Origin of the sequence: [Empedobacter] haloabium, from assembly GCA_008011715.2 — a bacterium.
Classification (GTDB): Bacteria; Pseudomonadota; Gammaproteobacteria; order Burkholderiales; family Burkholderiaceae_D; genus Rugamonas; species Rugamonas haloabia.
The window spans coordinates 2,916,087-2,930,208 of record CP136508.1 but is presented as its reverse complement, the minus strand read 5'-3'; the positions used below and the strand labels follow the sequence as shown (position 1 = coordinate 2,930,208).

Genomic DNA, 14,122 nt, shown 5'->3' with positions numbered 1-14,122 from the left:
GATCCTCAGCCGAACCAGGGATCGAACATTATGCCGACTGGCATCGTCGCGCCGACCGCGGCGACGAATTCCTGCGACTCCGAGAAACCCAGCAACACTTGCTCACGTGTCAACCATCCGCTGTCCAGGTTGCCAACGTGGAAAGCGAACCCGGCGGCATCCGGATCGCGCCCCAGCACATTCTGATACAGCTGCGTCACGTAGTGGGCGTTGTCGAGGTTGACACCGAAGCGCTCGCCGAACTCCTTGCTGTCGATGAACTGCCGTGCGATCGACGAGATCGACATGCCGGCTGCCTCGTGCGCCATCCAGAAGCCCATGCCGGCGCTTTCCGGCGCCCGGTCCAGCGCCGCCTCGTAAAGGCGGTAGATCTGCCCTGGCACGCCGTTGCTGTCGAGCGCCAGGCTGTGGTCGGAAAACTCAAGCCGTTCCACGTCCACCAGGCTCTGCTTCACGCCGCCGCTGGCGACGACATCGAAGCCGCCGGCCGTGCGCGTCAGTGTGTAGGCCGTGCTGGCACCGCCGAACACAACCGTATCGATGCCGGCGTCGCCGTCGATGGTGCCCCCGATAGCATCGGCGGCCAGCCGGTCGTTTCCGGCCGTGCCCATCTGCATGGCCTGAACGGCAAGATCGCCGACATTGATCGTGCGGTCGGCAAAGCGCAACACCTCGACGCCGGTCAGCACGTCGGTGCCGTCGCCGGTGACGGTCACGGCGTCGCTGCCGCGGCTGACCGCGTAGTGCGCGAAGGTACTGGAAAACACGACCGTGTCGCTGCCTGAACCGCCCGCGATGCGGTCGCTGCCGGCGCCTTGGTGGAACACGTCGTTGCCGCTGCCGCCATTGAGCGAGTTGCCCAGGCTGTTGGCAAAGACCGTCGCGCCGCCCGCGCCGGCGATGGCGGTCTTGACCGTCACGCCATAGGCGATCGAGACATTCTTCAAGCCCGGCGCCGTCTCGCTGAACGCGCCGGCGTTCAGGTTGATGACCGTGGCGCCCGTGCAGGCCGAAAAGTCGAAGGTGTTGTCGCCGCCCGCATCCCAGATGCACTGCGGCGCCACCGAACTGGTAAAGGTGTACACATCGGCGCCCGCGTGCCAGGCCATGTTGGCACCGTACAGGTACTGGATGGCCTGGATGTCGTACAGCATTGCCGTCGTCGCGTAATGGCGGTTGACCGCCCAGCTGGTCGGTTCGTTGTAGGACATCTGCGTGTAGTCGCCGTTGTCGGTCGCGGATGGCAGGAAGGGGCCGTCGACCGTGGTGCCGGTCGAATCGTAATTGCCGGGATGCTTCAGGCCCAGCATGTGGCCGATTTCATGGATCAGGACGGACGGGCCGTAGCTGCCCGGCGTGAACACGGCGTTGTAGGCATCCTGGTTATTCGTGTACATCGTCAGGCTCGACACGCCTGCCTCGGGCAGGTAGGCATAGGCGCTGCTCGCGTCGCCCTGGTCGTTGGTGCCGAACTGCAGGTTGCCGGTATTGCGCACCGTTTCCGTAAACGTGATGTTGGCGACGCTGGCCCACTTGGACAGCGCATCGCGCACGGCGGCCTGCTGGGTGGCGCTCATCGCCACAAAGCCGGTCCGGTCTTCGGTACTGGCATTGGCCGGCGCGCGCGTCAGGAAGCTGTAGGTCAGTTGGACGGGTTGGCCGATCAGGCCGTACCAGCCGCCGTAGACCAGGGAATCGAGGGAATTGTTGCCGGTGTTGATGCTCATGATGGGATAGGACTGAGTCGGATCAGGGCGATGGTAGCACGGCCGGGCGAACCGTACCGCGACTGCGGCAAATTGACCACAAGAAATATTTGCAAGTCACCTGATCCGGGAGCGTTTCCCGGGGCTGCTGGAAGCGGTGTCGCGCTCTGTCCAAGCAAACGACCCCGGTACTGCGTCGCGGTGAGGCCAACGTTCTGCTGAACTGCCGCGACATATCGGCAAACTCCGGGGCCGGCCCTCGTGCAGGGCCAGCCCCCGAAAGCGCCTTACTGCGCGCCGCCCGCCGCCGGAGCGGCCGGCGCCTGGGCGGTGGCGGCCGGCAGCGCCGGCGTCATCTTCAGCGTGCGCGCCAGGAAGCCCCACTTGTCGGCCACTTCCTCGATCTGCTTCGAGGTCGGCTTGCCGGCGCCATGGCCCGCCTTGGTGTCGATGCGGATCAGGATCGGCGCCGGGCCTGCCTGGGCGGCCTGGGCGGTGGCGGCGAACTTGAAGCTGTGGGCCGGCACGACCCGGTCGTCATGGTCCGCCGTCGTCACCATCGTGGCCGGATAGCAGGTGCCCGGCTTCAGGTTGTGCAGCGGCGAGTACTTGACCAGCGCCTTGAACTCTTCCGGGTTGTCGGACGAACCGTAGTCCGACGTCCAGGCCCAGCCGATCGTGAACTTGTGGAAACGCAGCATGTCCATCACGCCCACCGCCGGCAGCGCGGCCGCGTACAGGTCGGGCCGCTGCGTCATCGCCGCGCCCACCAGCAGGCCGCCGTTGCTGCCGCCGCCAATCGACAGTTTTTCCGGCGACGTCACCTTGTTGGCGATCAGCCATTCGGCCGCGGCGATGAAGTCGTCGAACACGTTCTGCTTGCGCAGCTTGGTACCGGCCTGGTGCCAGGCTTCGCCGTATTCGCCGCCGCCGCGCAGGTTGGCCATCACGTAGACGCCGCCCATCTCGACCCAGGCCAGGTTGGCCACCGAGAACGCTGGCGTCATGGAAGCGTTGAAGCCGCCGTAGCCGTACAGGTAGGTCGGGTTGCTGCCGTCCAGCTTGATGCCCTTCTTCGCGACGATGAACATCGGCACCCTGGTGCCATCCTTGCTGGTGAAGAATTGCTGGCGCGTCTCGTAGGCACTCGGGTCGAAGTCCACCTTCGGCTGGCGGTACACGCTGCTGGTGCCCGTCTTCAGGTCGTAGCGGTAGATCGTGGTCGGCGTCGTGAAGCTGGTGTACGCATAGAACGTCTCGGTGTCGGTCCGTTTGCCGTTGAAGCCGCCGGCCGAGCCGATGCCCGGCAGCGTCACGTCGTGCAGCGCCTTGCCCTGCAGGTCGAACACCTTGACGGCGCTGCGCGCATCGGTCAGGTATTCCGTTACCAGCTGGTTGTTGACGATGTTGGCGCCCTTCAGCGTGGCCTCGCCCTCGGCCACGATCTCGCGCCACTGGCCCGGGTCCGGCTGGTTGACGTCGATGGCGACGATGCGCGACTTCGGCGCGTCCTTGTCGGTGACGAAGTAGAACACCGAGCCGATATTGTCGATGAAGCTGTACGAGGCATCGAACGCTTCGAGCAGGCCGACCACCTTGCTGCCCTTCTTCGACAGGTCCTTGACGAACACGCGGTTCTTCGGATCGGTGCCCTGCGACGAGCTGATCACGAGCCAGCGGCCGTCGTCCGTCACCTCGGCGGCGAAGCCCCATTCCTTCTGGTCGGGGCGGTCGTACACCAGCACATCCTTGTCCTGGCTGGTGCCCAGCTTGTGGAAGTACAGCTTCTGGAAGTAGTTCACGCCGGCCAGCTTGGTCGCTTCCGTGGGCTCGTCGTAGCGGCTGTAGTAGAAGCCGGAGCCGTCATGGGCCCACGCCGTGCTGGAGAACTTGACCCACTTGATGTGGTCCGTCGTGTCCTTGCCGCTGTCGATGTGGCGCACCTTGATCTCGTTCCAGTCCGAACCCGATGCCGCCGTGCTGTAGGCCAGGTACTTGCCGTCCGGGCTGACGGCCAGGCCGGCCAGCGCCACGGTGCCGTCGGCGGCCAGCTTGTTCGGGTCCAGCAGCAGGCGCGGCTCGTCCTTCAGCGTCTTCATCGTGTACAGCACCGACTGGTTCTGCAGGCCGTCGTTGCGGCTGTAGAAGTAGCGGCCGCCTTCCTTGAACGGCACCGAAAAACGTTCAAAATTCCATAGCTGCGTCAGCCGCGCGCGGATGGCGGCACGCTCCGGGATCTGCGCCAGGAAGTCCTGAGTCAGCTTGTTCTGCTGCGTCACCCAGGCCTTGGTCTCGGCGCTGTTGGCGTCTTCCAGCCAGCGGTACGGATCGGCGACCGTGGTGCCATGATAGTCGTCGCGCTGGTCGACTTTCTGCGTGGCCGGATAGGCCATCGGGGTGGCGCCGGGGGCGCACGGCAGCGCCAGGGCCTGGCCGCCGAAAGCGGCCAGCAGCGAGAGTACGAGGGAAGCGCGTCGGAATGCCATGTGTGCTGTGTCCTTGATCTGATGTCTGTCGGTTCCCGCTCATGGCGGGCGCGTCGATCATAGCGTGAAGCATGGCAAATAAGAAAGGTTCTGGCGGCGCTGCGGGCGTGGTTTATTTGGCACACCCGGCCTGGGCCGTGCAAATGTTGCACTATGTTTCATCAAGTTGTCATATTGCAAGCATAGACTGGCGGCTTTCCGCTTTCCCGACCGACACCGTGACCTTCGCATCCGCTCCACTGGCGTGCCCGTCCAGCCTGCCAGACAACGTAAGCTACCTCCGCGGCACCCCGCCCGACGCCGACGCCGTGCTGGCCGCGCACCTGCGCGACGTGCTCGCGCGGCGCCAGCTGACCGCGCTGTTCCAGCCGATCATCCAGATGCACAGCGGCGACATCATCGGCTACGAGGGCCTGATCCGGGGACCATCGGACAGCCCGTTGCATGCGCCGCTGACCCTGTTCCGCGTGGCCCGCGAGAACGGCCTGATGCGCGAGGTGGAACGGCTGTGCCGGCGCGTCGTGCTGGAGCGCTTTGCCGAGCTGGCGCTGCCGGGCAAGCTGTTCCTCAACGTCAGCCCGGAGTGCCTGCTGCCGGCACGCGCCGGCGCCCAGGCCGAGACGCTGGACCTGATCCACGAGACCGGCATCGCGCCCGAGCGCGTGATCATCGAGCTGACCGAAAACCAGCCCACCTACGACTATGGCCAGATGCGCGACGCCGTGCTGCATTACCGCGCACTGGGTTTCGGCATCGCCATCGACGACCTGGGCGAAGGCTTCTCCAGCCTGCGCCTGTGGTCGGAACTGCGGCCGGAATACGTCAAGATCGACATGCATTTCATCCAGGGCATCAACAACGACCCCGTCAAGCTGCAGTTTGTCCGGTCCATCCAGGAAATCGCGGAGAAATCGAACACACTCGTCATCGCCGAAGGCATCGAGAAACAGGCCGAGCTGCTGGTGCTGCGCGACCTGGGCGTGGCGTTCGCCCAGGGCTACCACCTGGGCCGGCCGAACGCCGCCCCGGCGCGCGCGTTGCCGGCTGAAGTGGCCAAGGCGCTGTCGCGCAACGGCGTCGCCGTCTATCCCCAGCGCATCGTGGAGAAACATGCCGTGAGCATCCTGAAACTGCTGCACCGGGTGGCGGCCGTGCCGCCGGCACTGACCAACAACGAGGTGTACGAGATCTTCATGAACGATCCCAAGCTGCTGATCATCCCGGTGGTGGACGACGGCGTGCCGCTGGGCCTGATTTCGCGCTTCGACATGATCGACCATTTCGCCCGGCCCTACCAGCGCGAGCTGTACGGCAAGAAGTCATGCCGCCAGTTCATGGATGCCAAGCCGCTGGTGGCCGACAAGGACACCAGCCTGCAGGACCTGTCGTACCGCATGGTCGAATCCGATGCGCACCACCTGTTCAACGGCTTCATCATCACCGAAGGCGGCCGCTACCTGGGCATGGGCACCGGCCACGACCTGATGCGCGAGATCACGCAAATGCAGATCCACGCTGCGCGCTACGCCAATCCGCTGACGCAGCTGCCCGGCAACGTGCCGATCAACGAGCACATCGACCGTTTGCTCGCCAGCGCCACCCGTTTCTGGGTCTGCTATTGCGACCTGGATCACTTCAAGCCGTTCAACGACGTGTACGGCTACCGCCGCGGCGACGACGTGATCGGCCTGGCGGGCCATATCCTGACGCGCCACAGCGATCCCGACCGCGATTTCGTCGGCCACATCGGCGGCGACGACTTCATGTTGCTGTTCCAGAGCGAGGATTGGGAAACGCGCTGCCGCGCCATCCTGGCCGAGTTCGAGGCAACGGTGACGGAGTTCTACAGCCAGGAGGACTGCGAGCGCGGCGGCTACTTCAGCGAGGACCGCCAGGGCCGGAAGGTGTTCTACTCGCTGATGAGCCTGTCGATCGGCGTCATCAAGGTCGAGCCGCACCAGTACGACTCGCATCACCAGATCGCCGCCAGCGCGGCCGATGCGAAGAAACAGGCAAAGAAGGTGCACGGCAACAGCTTGTTCCTGGACCGCCGCCGCGAGCCGCAGCGCTGACGGCCGCGCCGCCGGCGCTTCAAGAGCGTGCCACCGCCGGGTGCTCGGCGCGCCAGCGCTGCGTCAGCTGGCGCGCGGCGCCCAGCTCCTCGCGCGACAGCCTTTGCTCGATCAGCTTGCGATTGGTACCGGCCGTCTCGTCGCCCGCCTCCGCCGCCAGCGAGATCCACATATACGACAGCACGATATCGCGCTCGACCCCGCGGCCGCCGTGGTACATGCCGCCCAGGTTGTATTGCGCCAGCGGGTGGCCCTGCTCGGCGGCCTTGCGGTACCAGCGCACGGCCTCGGCATCGTCCTGCGGCACGCCCTGGCCGTTGGCGTACATCACGCCCAGGTTGTTCTGCGCGCTGGCGTCACCCTGCTCCGCCGCATGGCGGTACCAGGCCACGGCGCGCGTTTCGTCCTTCGCCACGCCGTGCCCGTTCGCATAGATGACGCCGACGTTGAATTGCGCATTCGCGGCGCCCTGCTCGGCCGCCTTGCGGTACCACGCCAACGCCTCGCCCGGATCGCGCGCCACGCCGCGGCCGTGTGCATACATCGTGCCCAGGTTGTACTGCGCCAGCGCATGGCCCGCCTCGGCGGCGCGCCGGTACCAGGCCAGCGCCACGGCATCGTCGCGCGCCACGCCGAAGCCGTTGGCCGTCATCACGCCCAGGTTGAACTGCGCCTCCACGTCGCCCTGGTCGGCGGCGCGGCGCAGCCAGCCGCAGGCCCGCTCCAGGTCCACCGTGACCCCGCGCCCCTCGGCATAGGCCACGCCGAGGTGGCGCTGGGCCGGTGCGTGCCCTTGCGCCGCGGCCTGGCGGTACCAGGCCACCGCCTGCGTATCGCTTTGCAGCACGCCGTGGCCGCGCCGGTACATCAGGCCCAGGTTCAGCTGCGCCGCCGGATCACCCTGCAACGCCGCCTTGCGGAACCAGGCCAGGGCCAGCGCGAAATTCTGCCGCGTGCCCAGGCCTTGCGCGTAGGCCTCGCCCAGCAGCGTCTGGGCGCTGGCGACGCCCTGCTCGGCCGCCCGGCTGAACCAGGTCAATGCCATGTCGTCGCTTCTGGGCACGCCGCGGCCCTTGCGGTACATCAGCCCCAGGTTCTGCTGGGCCGACGCGTCGCCCTGGCGCGCCGCCATGCGGAACCAGAACACGGCCTCGGCGTCGTCGCGCGGCGTGCCGCAGCCGTTGTAGTACATGGCGCCCAGGTGGTTCTGGGCAAAGGCGATTCCGGCCAGCGCCGCCAGCCGCATCCAGCCGAAGGCCTGGCGCTCGTCGCGTTCCACGCCCTTGCCGCGCTTGTACAGCAGCGCCAGGTTGAACTGGGCGTACGGATTGCCGCCCTCGGCGGCGCTGCGGAACCAGGCGCAGGTGCCGACTTCGTTGTCCGAGTATCGATGTTTCATGTCAGCTCCCGATGCGGCACCTCCGTGTTGTAAGAAGTTTAATAACTGATTGCGCAGTCCATTTGAGCGCGCTCAATTGCCGGGCTGGTTTTGTCGGGCAGAAGATGGGTTTTACGGCCTGGTCGGAAACGCTGCCCAGACCCATGGTGTCAGGCACCCGTCTGCGGGTCTTCCGACCCCGCAGACAGGTGCCTGACACCGGTGACGCCTAGGCGGCGGCCGCGTGCTTCTGCAGGAAAGCGTGGACCTTGGCGGCGGCCAGCTTGTTGACGGAGTGCAGCAATGCCGCGTCGACGCGGGCGATGCCATAGCTGTTGGCCAGATGCCGGCCGATGTGCAGCAGTAATTCGGCCGCCACCTCGGCATCGGCCTCGGCCCGGTGCGCCGTGCCGCGGAACGGAATGCCCAGGCGCCCGCTCAGCACGCCCAGCTTGTAGCTGCCCAGCTGGGGAAACACGCGGCGCGACAGCTTGAGCGAACAGACGGTGCCGTCATGTCCCGGTACCAGGCCGAGCCGGCCGCCCTCGGCGCGCAGGAATTTCTCGTCGAAACTGGCGTTGTGGGCGGCCAGCGTGTCGCCGCCGATGAACTCCAGCAGGCGCGGCACCACTTCCGTGGCCGGGGGCGCGCTGTCCACCATGGCCTGCGTGATGCCGGTCAGGCTGGTGATGAAAGGCGGAATGCGCACGTGGCAGTTGACCAGCGAGACGTAGCGCTCGACGATGCGGCCGTCGGCGATGCGCAGCGCCGCCACTTCCGTGATGCGGTCGCCCATGTCGGGCGACAGCCCCGTGGTCTCGAAGTCCAGCATGACAACCGGTGCGGCCAGCATGGTCGCTCCTCAGCCGAACTTGCGCACGGCATCGAGCGCCAGGCCGGCGCCGATGCTGCCGAACAGGTCGCCCTCGACCCGGCGCGCGCCCGGCACCAGTGCGCCGATGTGCTCGCGCAGCAGGCCCACGCCGGAGGAGCCGCCGGTGAAGAACACGGTATCGACCTGCTCGGGCCGCACGCCGGCCTCGGCCAGCAGGGCGTCGACGGTCGCGCCGACATTGTCGACCAGGTGACCGATGGCGGATTCGAACAGCGTGCGCTGCACGTCCAGCACGGCCGGCGGCGCCAGGCGGTCCAGCGCCATGCGCACGCTACTGTGGGTGGACAGGCCGATCTTGGCCTCCTCCACCTGCATGGCCAGCCAGTGGCCGGCGCGCTCGTCGATCAGCGCCTGCAGCCGCTTCAGCGCCTGCTGGTCGCGCGCGTCGCGCACCAGCTCGGCCAGCTGGACCGTCATCTTCTTCGTGTAGGCCTGGTTGATCGTGTGCCACGTCGCCAGGTTGAAGTAATAGCTGGACGGGATTTCGCTGTTGTTCTTCAGCTGGGTGCCATAGCCCAGCAACGGCATCACGGCCGCCAGGCTCAGGTACTTGTCGAAGTCGGTACCGCCGATATGCACGCCGCCGTTGGCCAGGATGTCGTCGCGCCGGTCGGGCCGGGTGGCCCGCTGCGGCGACAGCCGCACCAGCGAGAAGTCGGACGTGCCGCCACCGATGTCGGCGATCAGCACCAGCTCCTCGCGGTCGATCTGCGACTCGTAGTCGAAGGCGGCGGCGATCGGCTCGAACTGGAAATCGATGTGCGTGAAACCGACCGAACGGGCGATCTCGGCCAGCGTGTCCTGCGCCAATTGGTCGGCTTCGCTGTCGTCGTCGATGAAATGCACGGGGCGGCCCAGCACGACAGACGAGAACGACTGGCCGGCGGCGCGCTCGGCGCGCAGCTTCAGTTCGCCGATGAACTGCGCCAGCAGGGTGCGAAACGACACGGCACGGCCGGCCACTTCCGTCTGGCCGTCCATCAGGCTGGTTCCCAGCAGGCTCTTCAAGGAGCGCATCAGCCGGCCTTCGTAGCCGGCCAGGTACTCGGCCAGCGCGGCGCGGCCGAACGTCACCTGGTCATCGTCGGCATTGAAGAACACGACGGACGGCAACGTCGTCTTGCCCTCCTCCAGCGCCAGCATGACGCCCTGGCCCGGGCGCACGCACCCGACGGTGGAATTGGACGTGCCGAAGTCGACACCGCAAGCATTTGCCATCACAACCTTTCATTTGCCAAGGCGGTCGGGACCGGTCGCACGGATGTCGCGACACCGCCACGGCGCCAAAGGGGCGGTATTTTAGCAGAGAACCGTTTGCGCCAGATCAAAAAGCGCGGCCCTGACTTAATTACGCTTGGAAATTCCCACAATATCGGAGGACACGATGAAATACCTCGGCAATACCATCGCCAACCCACGCTGTCACCATCCCATCGCTCGCCCGGCGAGCCGCCACGGCAGCGCCGTCCGCCCGCAGGCCGCCCGCGTGACGCTGCAGGACCGGCATGAGCAGGCCCTGACCTGCACCCGGTCGGTGTGGCGACGTCGCGCCGGCGCCGCCGTGCCGCTGCTGCTGGCGATCGTCGCTGCCGTCGCGCTGGCTTGAAGACGTTTTCACAGGCGCCGCGGTAGCACAAGCGCGACAATTCGTCAGCTTCGAGGAGTTATTTGGCAGAAATAATTGCCATACGGTAAGTGTCTCAGTTATTCTCAGACTCACAACAGGTGCCCACCGGCAACCCAGAGAGACGATGACTAAAACGAAAACACCATCCGCCGTGCAGCCGGCAAGCCCACCGCGAGCGGCCGCACGCCGTGTCACCTCCTATGACGTCGCCATGCTGGCCGGCGTGTCGCAGTCGGCCGTGTCGCGCTGCTTCAAACCTGGCGCCAGCGTATCGAAATCCACCTATGCCCGCGTGATGAAGGCCGCGGCCGGCCTCGACTACATTCCCAACGCGGCGGCGCGCAGCCTCATCACCCGCCGTTCCAACATGGTCGCCGTCGTGATCTCGCAGATGGCGAACCTGTACTATCCGGAGGCGCTGGCCGAGCTGTCGCACCAGATCGCGCGGCGCGGCAAGCGCGTGCTGCTGTTTACCATGCAGCATGAGGCGGATGTCGGCCGGCTGCTGGCCGACATCTGGCAATACCAGGTGGACGGCGCCATCGTGGCGGCCGCCCTGACCGACGCGCAGATCGCCGAATTCGAGCGGCGCCGCCTGCCGCTGGTCGTATTCAACCGCAACCTGCGCCGCACCGGCGGCGTCAACAGCGTACTGTGCGACCAGTACGAGGCCGGCCGCCTGCTGGCTGGCCGCCTGGCCGCTGCCGGACACCGCCAGTTCGGCATCATCGCCGGCCCCGCCGATTCCCCAGTGGCGACGGAGCGGCGCAACGGCGCGACCGATCGCCTGCGCGAGCTGGGCCTGCCGCCACCCGCCGTGGTCACCGGCCAGTTCGACTATGCCAGCGGCACGCATGGCCTGCGCGAGATCATCGCCCAGCTGGGCCGCGTGCCGGATGCCGTCATCTGCGGCAACGACGTGATGGCGATCGGCTGCCTCGATTGCGCCCGCCACGAGCTGGGGCTGGACGTGCCGGGGCAACTGTCGGTGGCCGGCTTCGATGCGGTGGAGCCGTCCAACTGGCTGAGCTACAACCTGACGACCTTGCGCCAGCCGGTCCAGCACATGGCCCAGGCCGCCGCCGACCTGCTGGCCGGGCTGATCGACGCGCGCGAGGGGGAACTGGTGACGGCGCAAACGCGCACGTTCGCGCCGCAGTTCATCGATGGGGCGACGGCAAGGCTGGCCAGCCTGGCGCCGGATTCTTTGGCGGCTTGAACTAAACGCGCGGTGTCATGCGTGCGCCGTCGATTGCTTCTCAGGCTTGGGGTCTGTCCCTTCGGGACTGACCCCGGTTTTTACCGGATCGACGATCACCGTGGAAAACCGGGGTCAGTCCCCTGCGGGGACAGACCCCAAACGGTGACCGTCGCGTGGATCATCCCCGCGCGATCCGCGCGGCGATATGCGCCAGCGACTCCTCCACCTGGTCGACCAGGATCAGGCACAGGTCGCCCTCCTGCAGCCGGTCCAGCGCCGTGTCGATAGCGATGAACTCGCCGTTGATCTCGTCGACCTGGCTGGTGCGGCTGGCGCCGCGCAGTCCTTCACGCAGCAACGCGATCACTTCGCCGTCGGCGCGGCCACGCTGGCACTGGTCCTGGTACAGCACCACCTGGTCGAATGCCTTGCCCAGGATTTCGGTCTGCTGGCGGATGTCCTCGTCGCGGCGGTCGCCGGCGCCGCTGATGACGACCGAGCGGCGCTTGGCCGGCATCGCCTCGACCGCCTGCACCAGGGCCAGCATCGCGTCCGGATTGTGGCCGTAGTCGGCGATCACGGTGGCGCCGCGGTAGTCGAACACGTTGAAGCGTCCCGGCGCATTATGGCTGTCCGTGGTGAACGTCTTCAGGCCAAGGCGGATGGCCGCCCAGTCGATGCCGGCACCCCAGGCGGCCGCCACGGCGGCCATCGCGTTCTCGACCTGGAAGCCGATCTGGCCGCCGCGCGTGATCGGCACCTCCGCCAGCGCGATGCGCTCCATGAACTTGCCCTCGACGGCGACCAGGTCGCCCTTGTCCACGTAGACGGTGCGGCGGCCCTGGGCGATATGGGTGGCCACCACCGGATGGTAGCGGTCGGCGCCGAAGAAGGTCACCTTGCCGCGGCAGTTGGCCGCCATGCCGGCCACGATCGGGTCGGTCGCGTTCAGCACGGCCATGCCGTTCTCGTCCACGTTCTGCACGATCACGCGCTTCAGCACCGCCAGGTCCTCGACGGTGGTGATGTAGTTCAGGCCCAGGTGGTCGCCGGCGCCGATATTGGTCACCACCGCCACCTTGCAGCGGTCGAAGGCCAGGCCTTCGCGCAGGATGCCGCCGCGCGCCGTCTCGAACACGGCCGCGTCCACGTCCGGGTGCTGCAGCACGTTGCGCGCGCTCTTCGGACCGGAGCAGTCGCCGCTGTCGATCTGGCGGCCGTTGACGTACACGCCATCGGTATTGGTCATGCCCACGCGCAGGCCGCTGGACGCCACCAGGTGCGCGATCAGGCGCACGGTGGTCGTCTTGCCGTTGGTGCCGGTGACGGCGATGACGGGAATGCGGCCGTCGTCGCCTTCCTCGAACAGGGTGCCGATGATGGCTTCACCGATCGGGCGGCCCTTGCCGTACGAAGGCGACAGGTGCATGCGCAGGCCAGGCGCGGCGTTGACTTCGACCACGCCGCCGTTCTGCTCCTCGATCGGGCGCAGCACGCTGTCCACCACCACGTCGACGCCGCAGATGTCGAGGCCGATCATCTGCGCCGCTTCCACCGCGCGCGCCGCCACTTCCGGATGGACGTCGTCCGTCACGTCGGTGGCGCTGCCGCCGGTCGACAGGTTGGCGTTGTTGCGCAGAATGACGCGCTGGCCCTGGGCCGGCACCGAGTCGGCGTCCAGGTCCTGCATCTTCAGCCGCGCCAGCGCGATGTCGTCGAAGCGGATCTTGGTCAGCGACGTGGCATGGCCGCTGCCGCGGCGCGGGTCGGCGTTGACGATGTCGACCAGCTGGCGCACCGAGTGCTTGCCGTCGCCCACCACGTGCGGCGGATCGCGCCGCGCGGCCGCCACCAGCTTGTTGCCGATGACGAGCAGGCGGAAGTCATGGCCGGCCAGGAAGCGCTCGACCAGGATGTCGTCGCGGAACTCGCGCGCCGTGTGATACGCCGCGTGGGTCGCCTCTTCCGTCGTGACGTTGACGGTGACGCCCTTGCCCTGGTTGCCGTCCTTCGGCTTGATGACGACCGGCAGGCCGATTTCCAGCGCCGCCGCCCAGGCGTCTTCCGCGCTGGTGACGGAGCGGCCCACCGGTACCGGCACGCCGGCCGCGTCCAGCAGCTTTTTCGTCAGTTCCTTGTCCTGCGCGATCGATTCGGCGATGGCGCTGGTGGCGTCGATCTCGGCGGCCTGGATGCGGCGCTGCTTGCTGCCCCAGCCGAAGGCCACCATCGAGCCGGACGTCATGCGGCGGTAAGGGATCTTGCGCGCCACGGCGGCCTGCACGATGGCGCCGGTGCTCGGGCCCAGGCGCACGTCCTCATCGAGGTCGCGCAGTTCGGTCAGCGCGGCGGTCAGGTCGAACGGCTGGTCGGCCACGGCCGCGTTGATCAGCTGCTCGGCCAGTTCGACGGCGCGCAGGCCCACTTCCTCTTCCGTGTATTCCACCACGGTCTGGAAGATGCCCTGTTCCACCGTGGCGGTGGTGCGGCTGAACGTGACGGGGCAACCCGCCTCGGCCTGCAGGGCCAGCGCGGTCAGCTCCAGCACGTGCGCCATCGGCACGGCGTCCGCATGGCCATGCGGCTGGAACTGGCCGATGCGGGGAAAGCGGGCGCGCAGGCGCACTTCGAAGCCGGCCAGCTTGTCGACCGCCAGCTCCTCCGGCGTGCAGGAGACGATCGCCTCGATCGCCGTGTGATGGCTCCAAAGATTCGGGCCGCGCAGCGCGCGGGTGCGGATGACTTCCATGTACTCGT

General features: G+C 67.1%; 9 protein-coding genes. 3 read left to right on the top strand and 6 right to left on the bottom strand.

Annotated features, from left to right (window positions below):
• Positions 1–5: 5 nt before the first annotated feature.
• Positions 6–1,727, bottom strand: coding sequence for a DUF4214 domain-containing protein (locus tag E7V67_012835; protein ID WUR15948.1), 1,722 nt, complete (start codon positions 1,725–1,727; stop codon positions 6–8).
• Positions 1,728–1,993: 266 nt separating this feature from the next.
• The gene (locus E7V67_012830) at positions 1,994–4,192 is read right to left on the bottom strand and encodes a prolyl oligopeptidase family serine peptidase (protein ID WUR15947.1); all 2,199 of its coding nucleotides are present in this window, start codon (positions 4,190–4,192) and stop codon (positions 1,994–1,996) included.
• Positions 4,193–4,503: 311 nt separating this feature from the next.
• Between E7V67_012830 and E7V67_012825 the strand changes: the two genes are divergently transcribed.
• Positions 4,504–6,264: a GGDEF domain-containing protein gene (locus E7V67_012825; GenBank protein ID WUR16271.1), complete on the top strand. Its 1,761-nt coding sequence runs from the start codon at positions 4,504–4,506 to the stop codon at positions 6,262–6,264.
• A gap of 19 nt (positions 6,265–6,283) precedes the next feature.
• On the opposite strand, the gene E7V67_012820 is transcribed toward E7V67_012825, so the two are convergent.
• From E7V67_012820 to E7V67_012810, 3 genes are all read right to left on the bottom strand, one after another.
• Positions 6,284–7,663, bottom strand: a complete 1,380-nt coding sequence (locus E7V67_012820; GenBank protein ID WUR15946.1) for an SEL1-like repeat protein — start codon at positions 7,661–7,663, stop codon at positions 6,284–6,286.
• A 208-nt stretch (positions 7,664–7,871) separates the two neighbouring features.
• Positions 7,872–8,495 carry a 3'-5' exonuclease gene (locus tag E7V67_012815; protein WUR15945.1) on the bottom strand — a complete coding sequence of 208 codons (624 nt, stop codon included), beginning with the start codon at positions 8,493–8,495 and terminating at the stop codon, positions 7,872–7,874.
• 9 nt (positions 8,496–8,504) lie between these two features.
• Positions 8,505–9,755, bottom strand: coding sequence for an Hsp70 family protein (locus tag E7V67_012810; protein WUR15944.1), 1,251 nt, complete (start codon positions 9,753–9,755; stop codon positions 8,505–8,507).
• 166 nt (positions 9,756–9,921) lie between these two features.
• Here E7V67_012810 and E7V67_012805 point away from each other — a divergent pair, with 166 nt between their 5' ends.
• Together E7V67_012805 and E7V67_012800 are read left to right on the top strand one after the other, a co-directional pair.
• Positions 9,922–10,143 (top strand): hypothetical protein, encoded by a 222-nt coding sequence (locus E7V67_012805; protein ID WUR15943.1) that lies wholly within the window; start codon positions 9,922–9,924, stop codon positions 10,141–10,143.
• A gap of 145 nt (positions 10,144–10,288) precedes the next feature.
• On the top strand, positions 10,289–11,383 hold the full coding sequence (locus tag E7V67_012800) for a LacI family DNA-binding transcriptional regulator (GenBank protein WUR15942.1): 1,095 nt from the start codon (positions 10,289–10,291) through the stop codon (positions 11,381–11,383).
• Positions 11,384–11,543: 160 nt separating this feature from the next.
• Here E7V67_012800 and cphA read toward each other — a convergent pair whose 3' ends face one another.
• The gene (gene cphA, locus E7V67_012795; protein WUR15941.1) at positions 11,544–14,114 is read right to left on the bottom strand and encodes a cyanophycin synthetase; all 2,571 of its coding nucleotides are present in this window, start codon (positions 14,112–14,114) and stop codon (positions 11,544–11,546) included.
• Positions 14,115–14,122: the final 8 nt, after the last annotated feature.

Bases quoted from the DNA above. Each gene is read 5' to 3' on its own strand.
- E7V67_012800 (WUR15942.1), top strand. From the start codon at position 10,289: ATGACTAAAACGAAAACACCATCCGCCGTGCAGCCGGCAAGCCCACCG.
- E7V67_012835 (WUR15948.1), bottom strand. From the start codon at position 1,727: ATGAGCATCAACACCGGCAACAATTCCCTCGATTCCCTGGTCTACGGC.
- E7V67_012820 (WUR15946.1), bottom strand. From the start codon at position 7,663: ATGAAACATCGATACTCGGACAACGAAGTCGGCACCTGCGCCTGGTTC.
- cphA (WUR15941.1), bottom strand. From the start codon at position 14,114: ATGGAAGTCATCCGCACCCGCGCGCTGCGCGGCCCGAATCTTTGGAGC.
- E7V67_012805 (WUR15943.1), top strand. From the start codon at position 9,922: ATGAAATACCTCGGCAATACCATCGCCAACCCACGCTGTCACCATCCC.
- E7V67_012830 (WUR15947.1), bottom strand. From the start codon at position 4,192: ATGGCATTCCGACGCGCTTCCCTCGTACTCTCGCTGCTGGCCGCTTTC.
- E7V67_012815 (WUR15945.1), bottom strand. From the start codon at position 8,495: ATGCTGGCCGCACCGGTTGTCATGCTGGACTTCGAGACCACGGGGCTG.
- E7V67_012810 (WUR15944.1), bottom strand. From the start codon at position 9,755: ATGGCAAATGCTTGCGGTGTCGACTTCGGCACGTCCAATTCCACCGTC.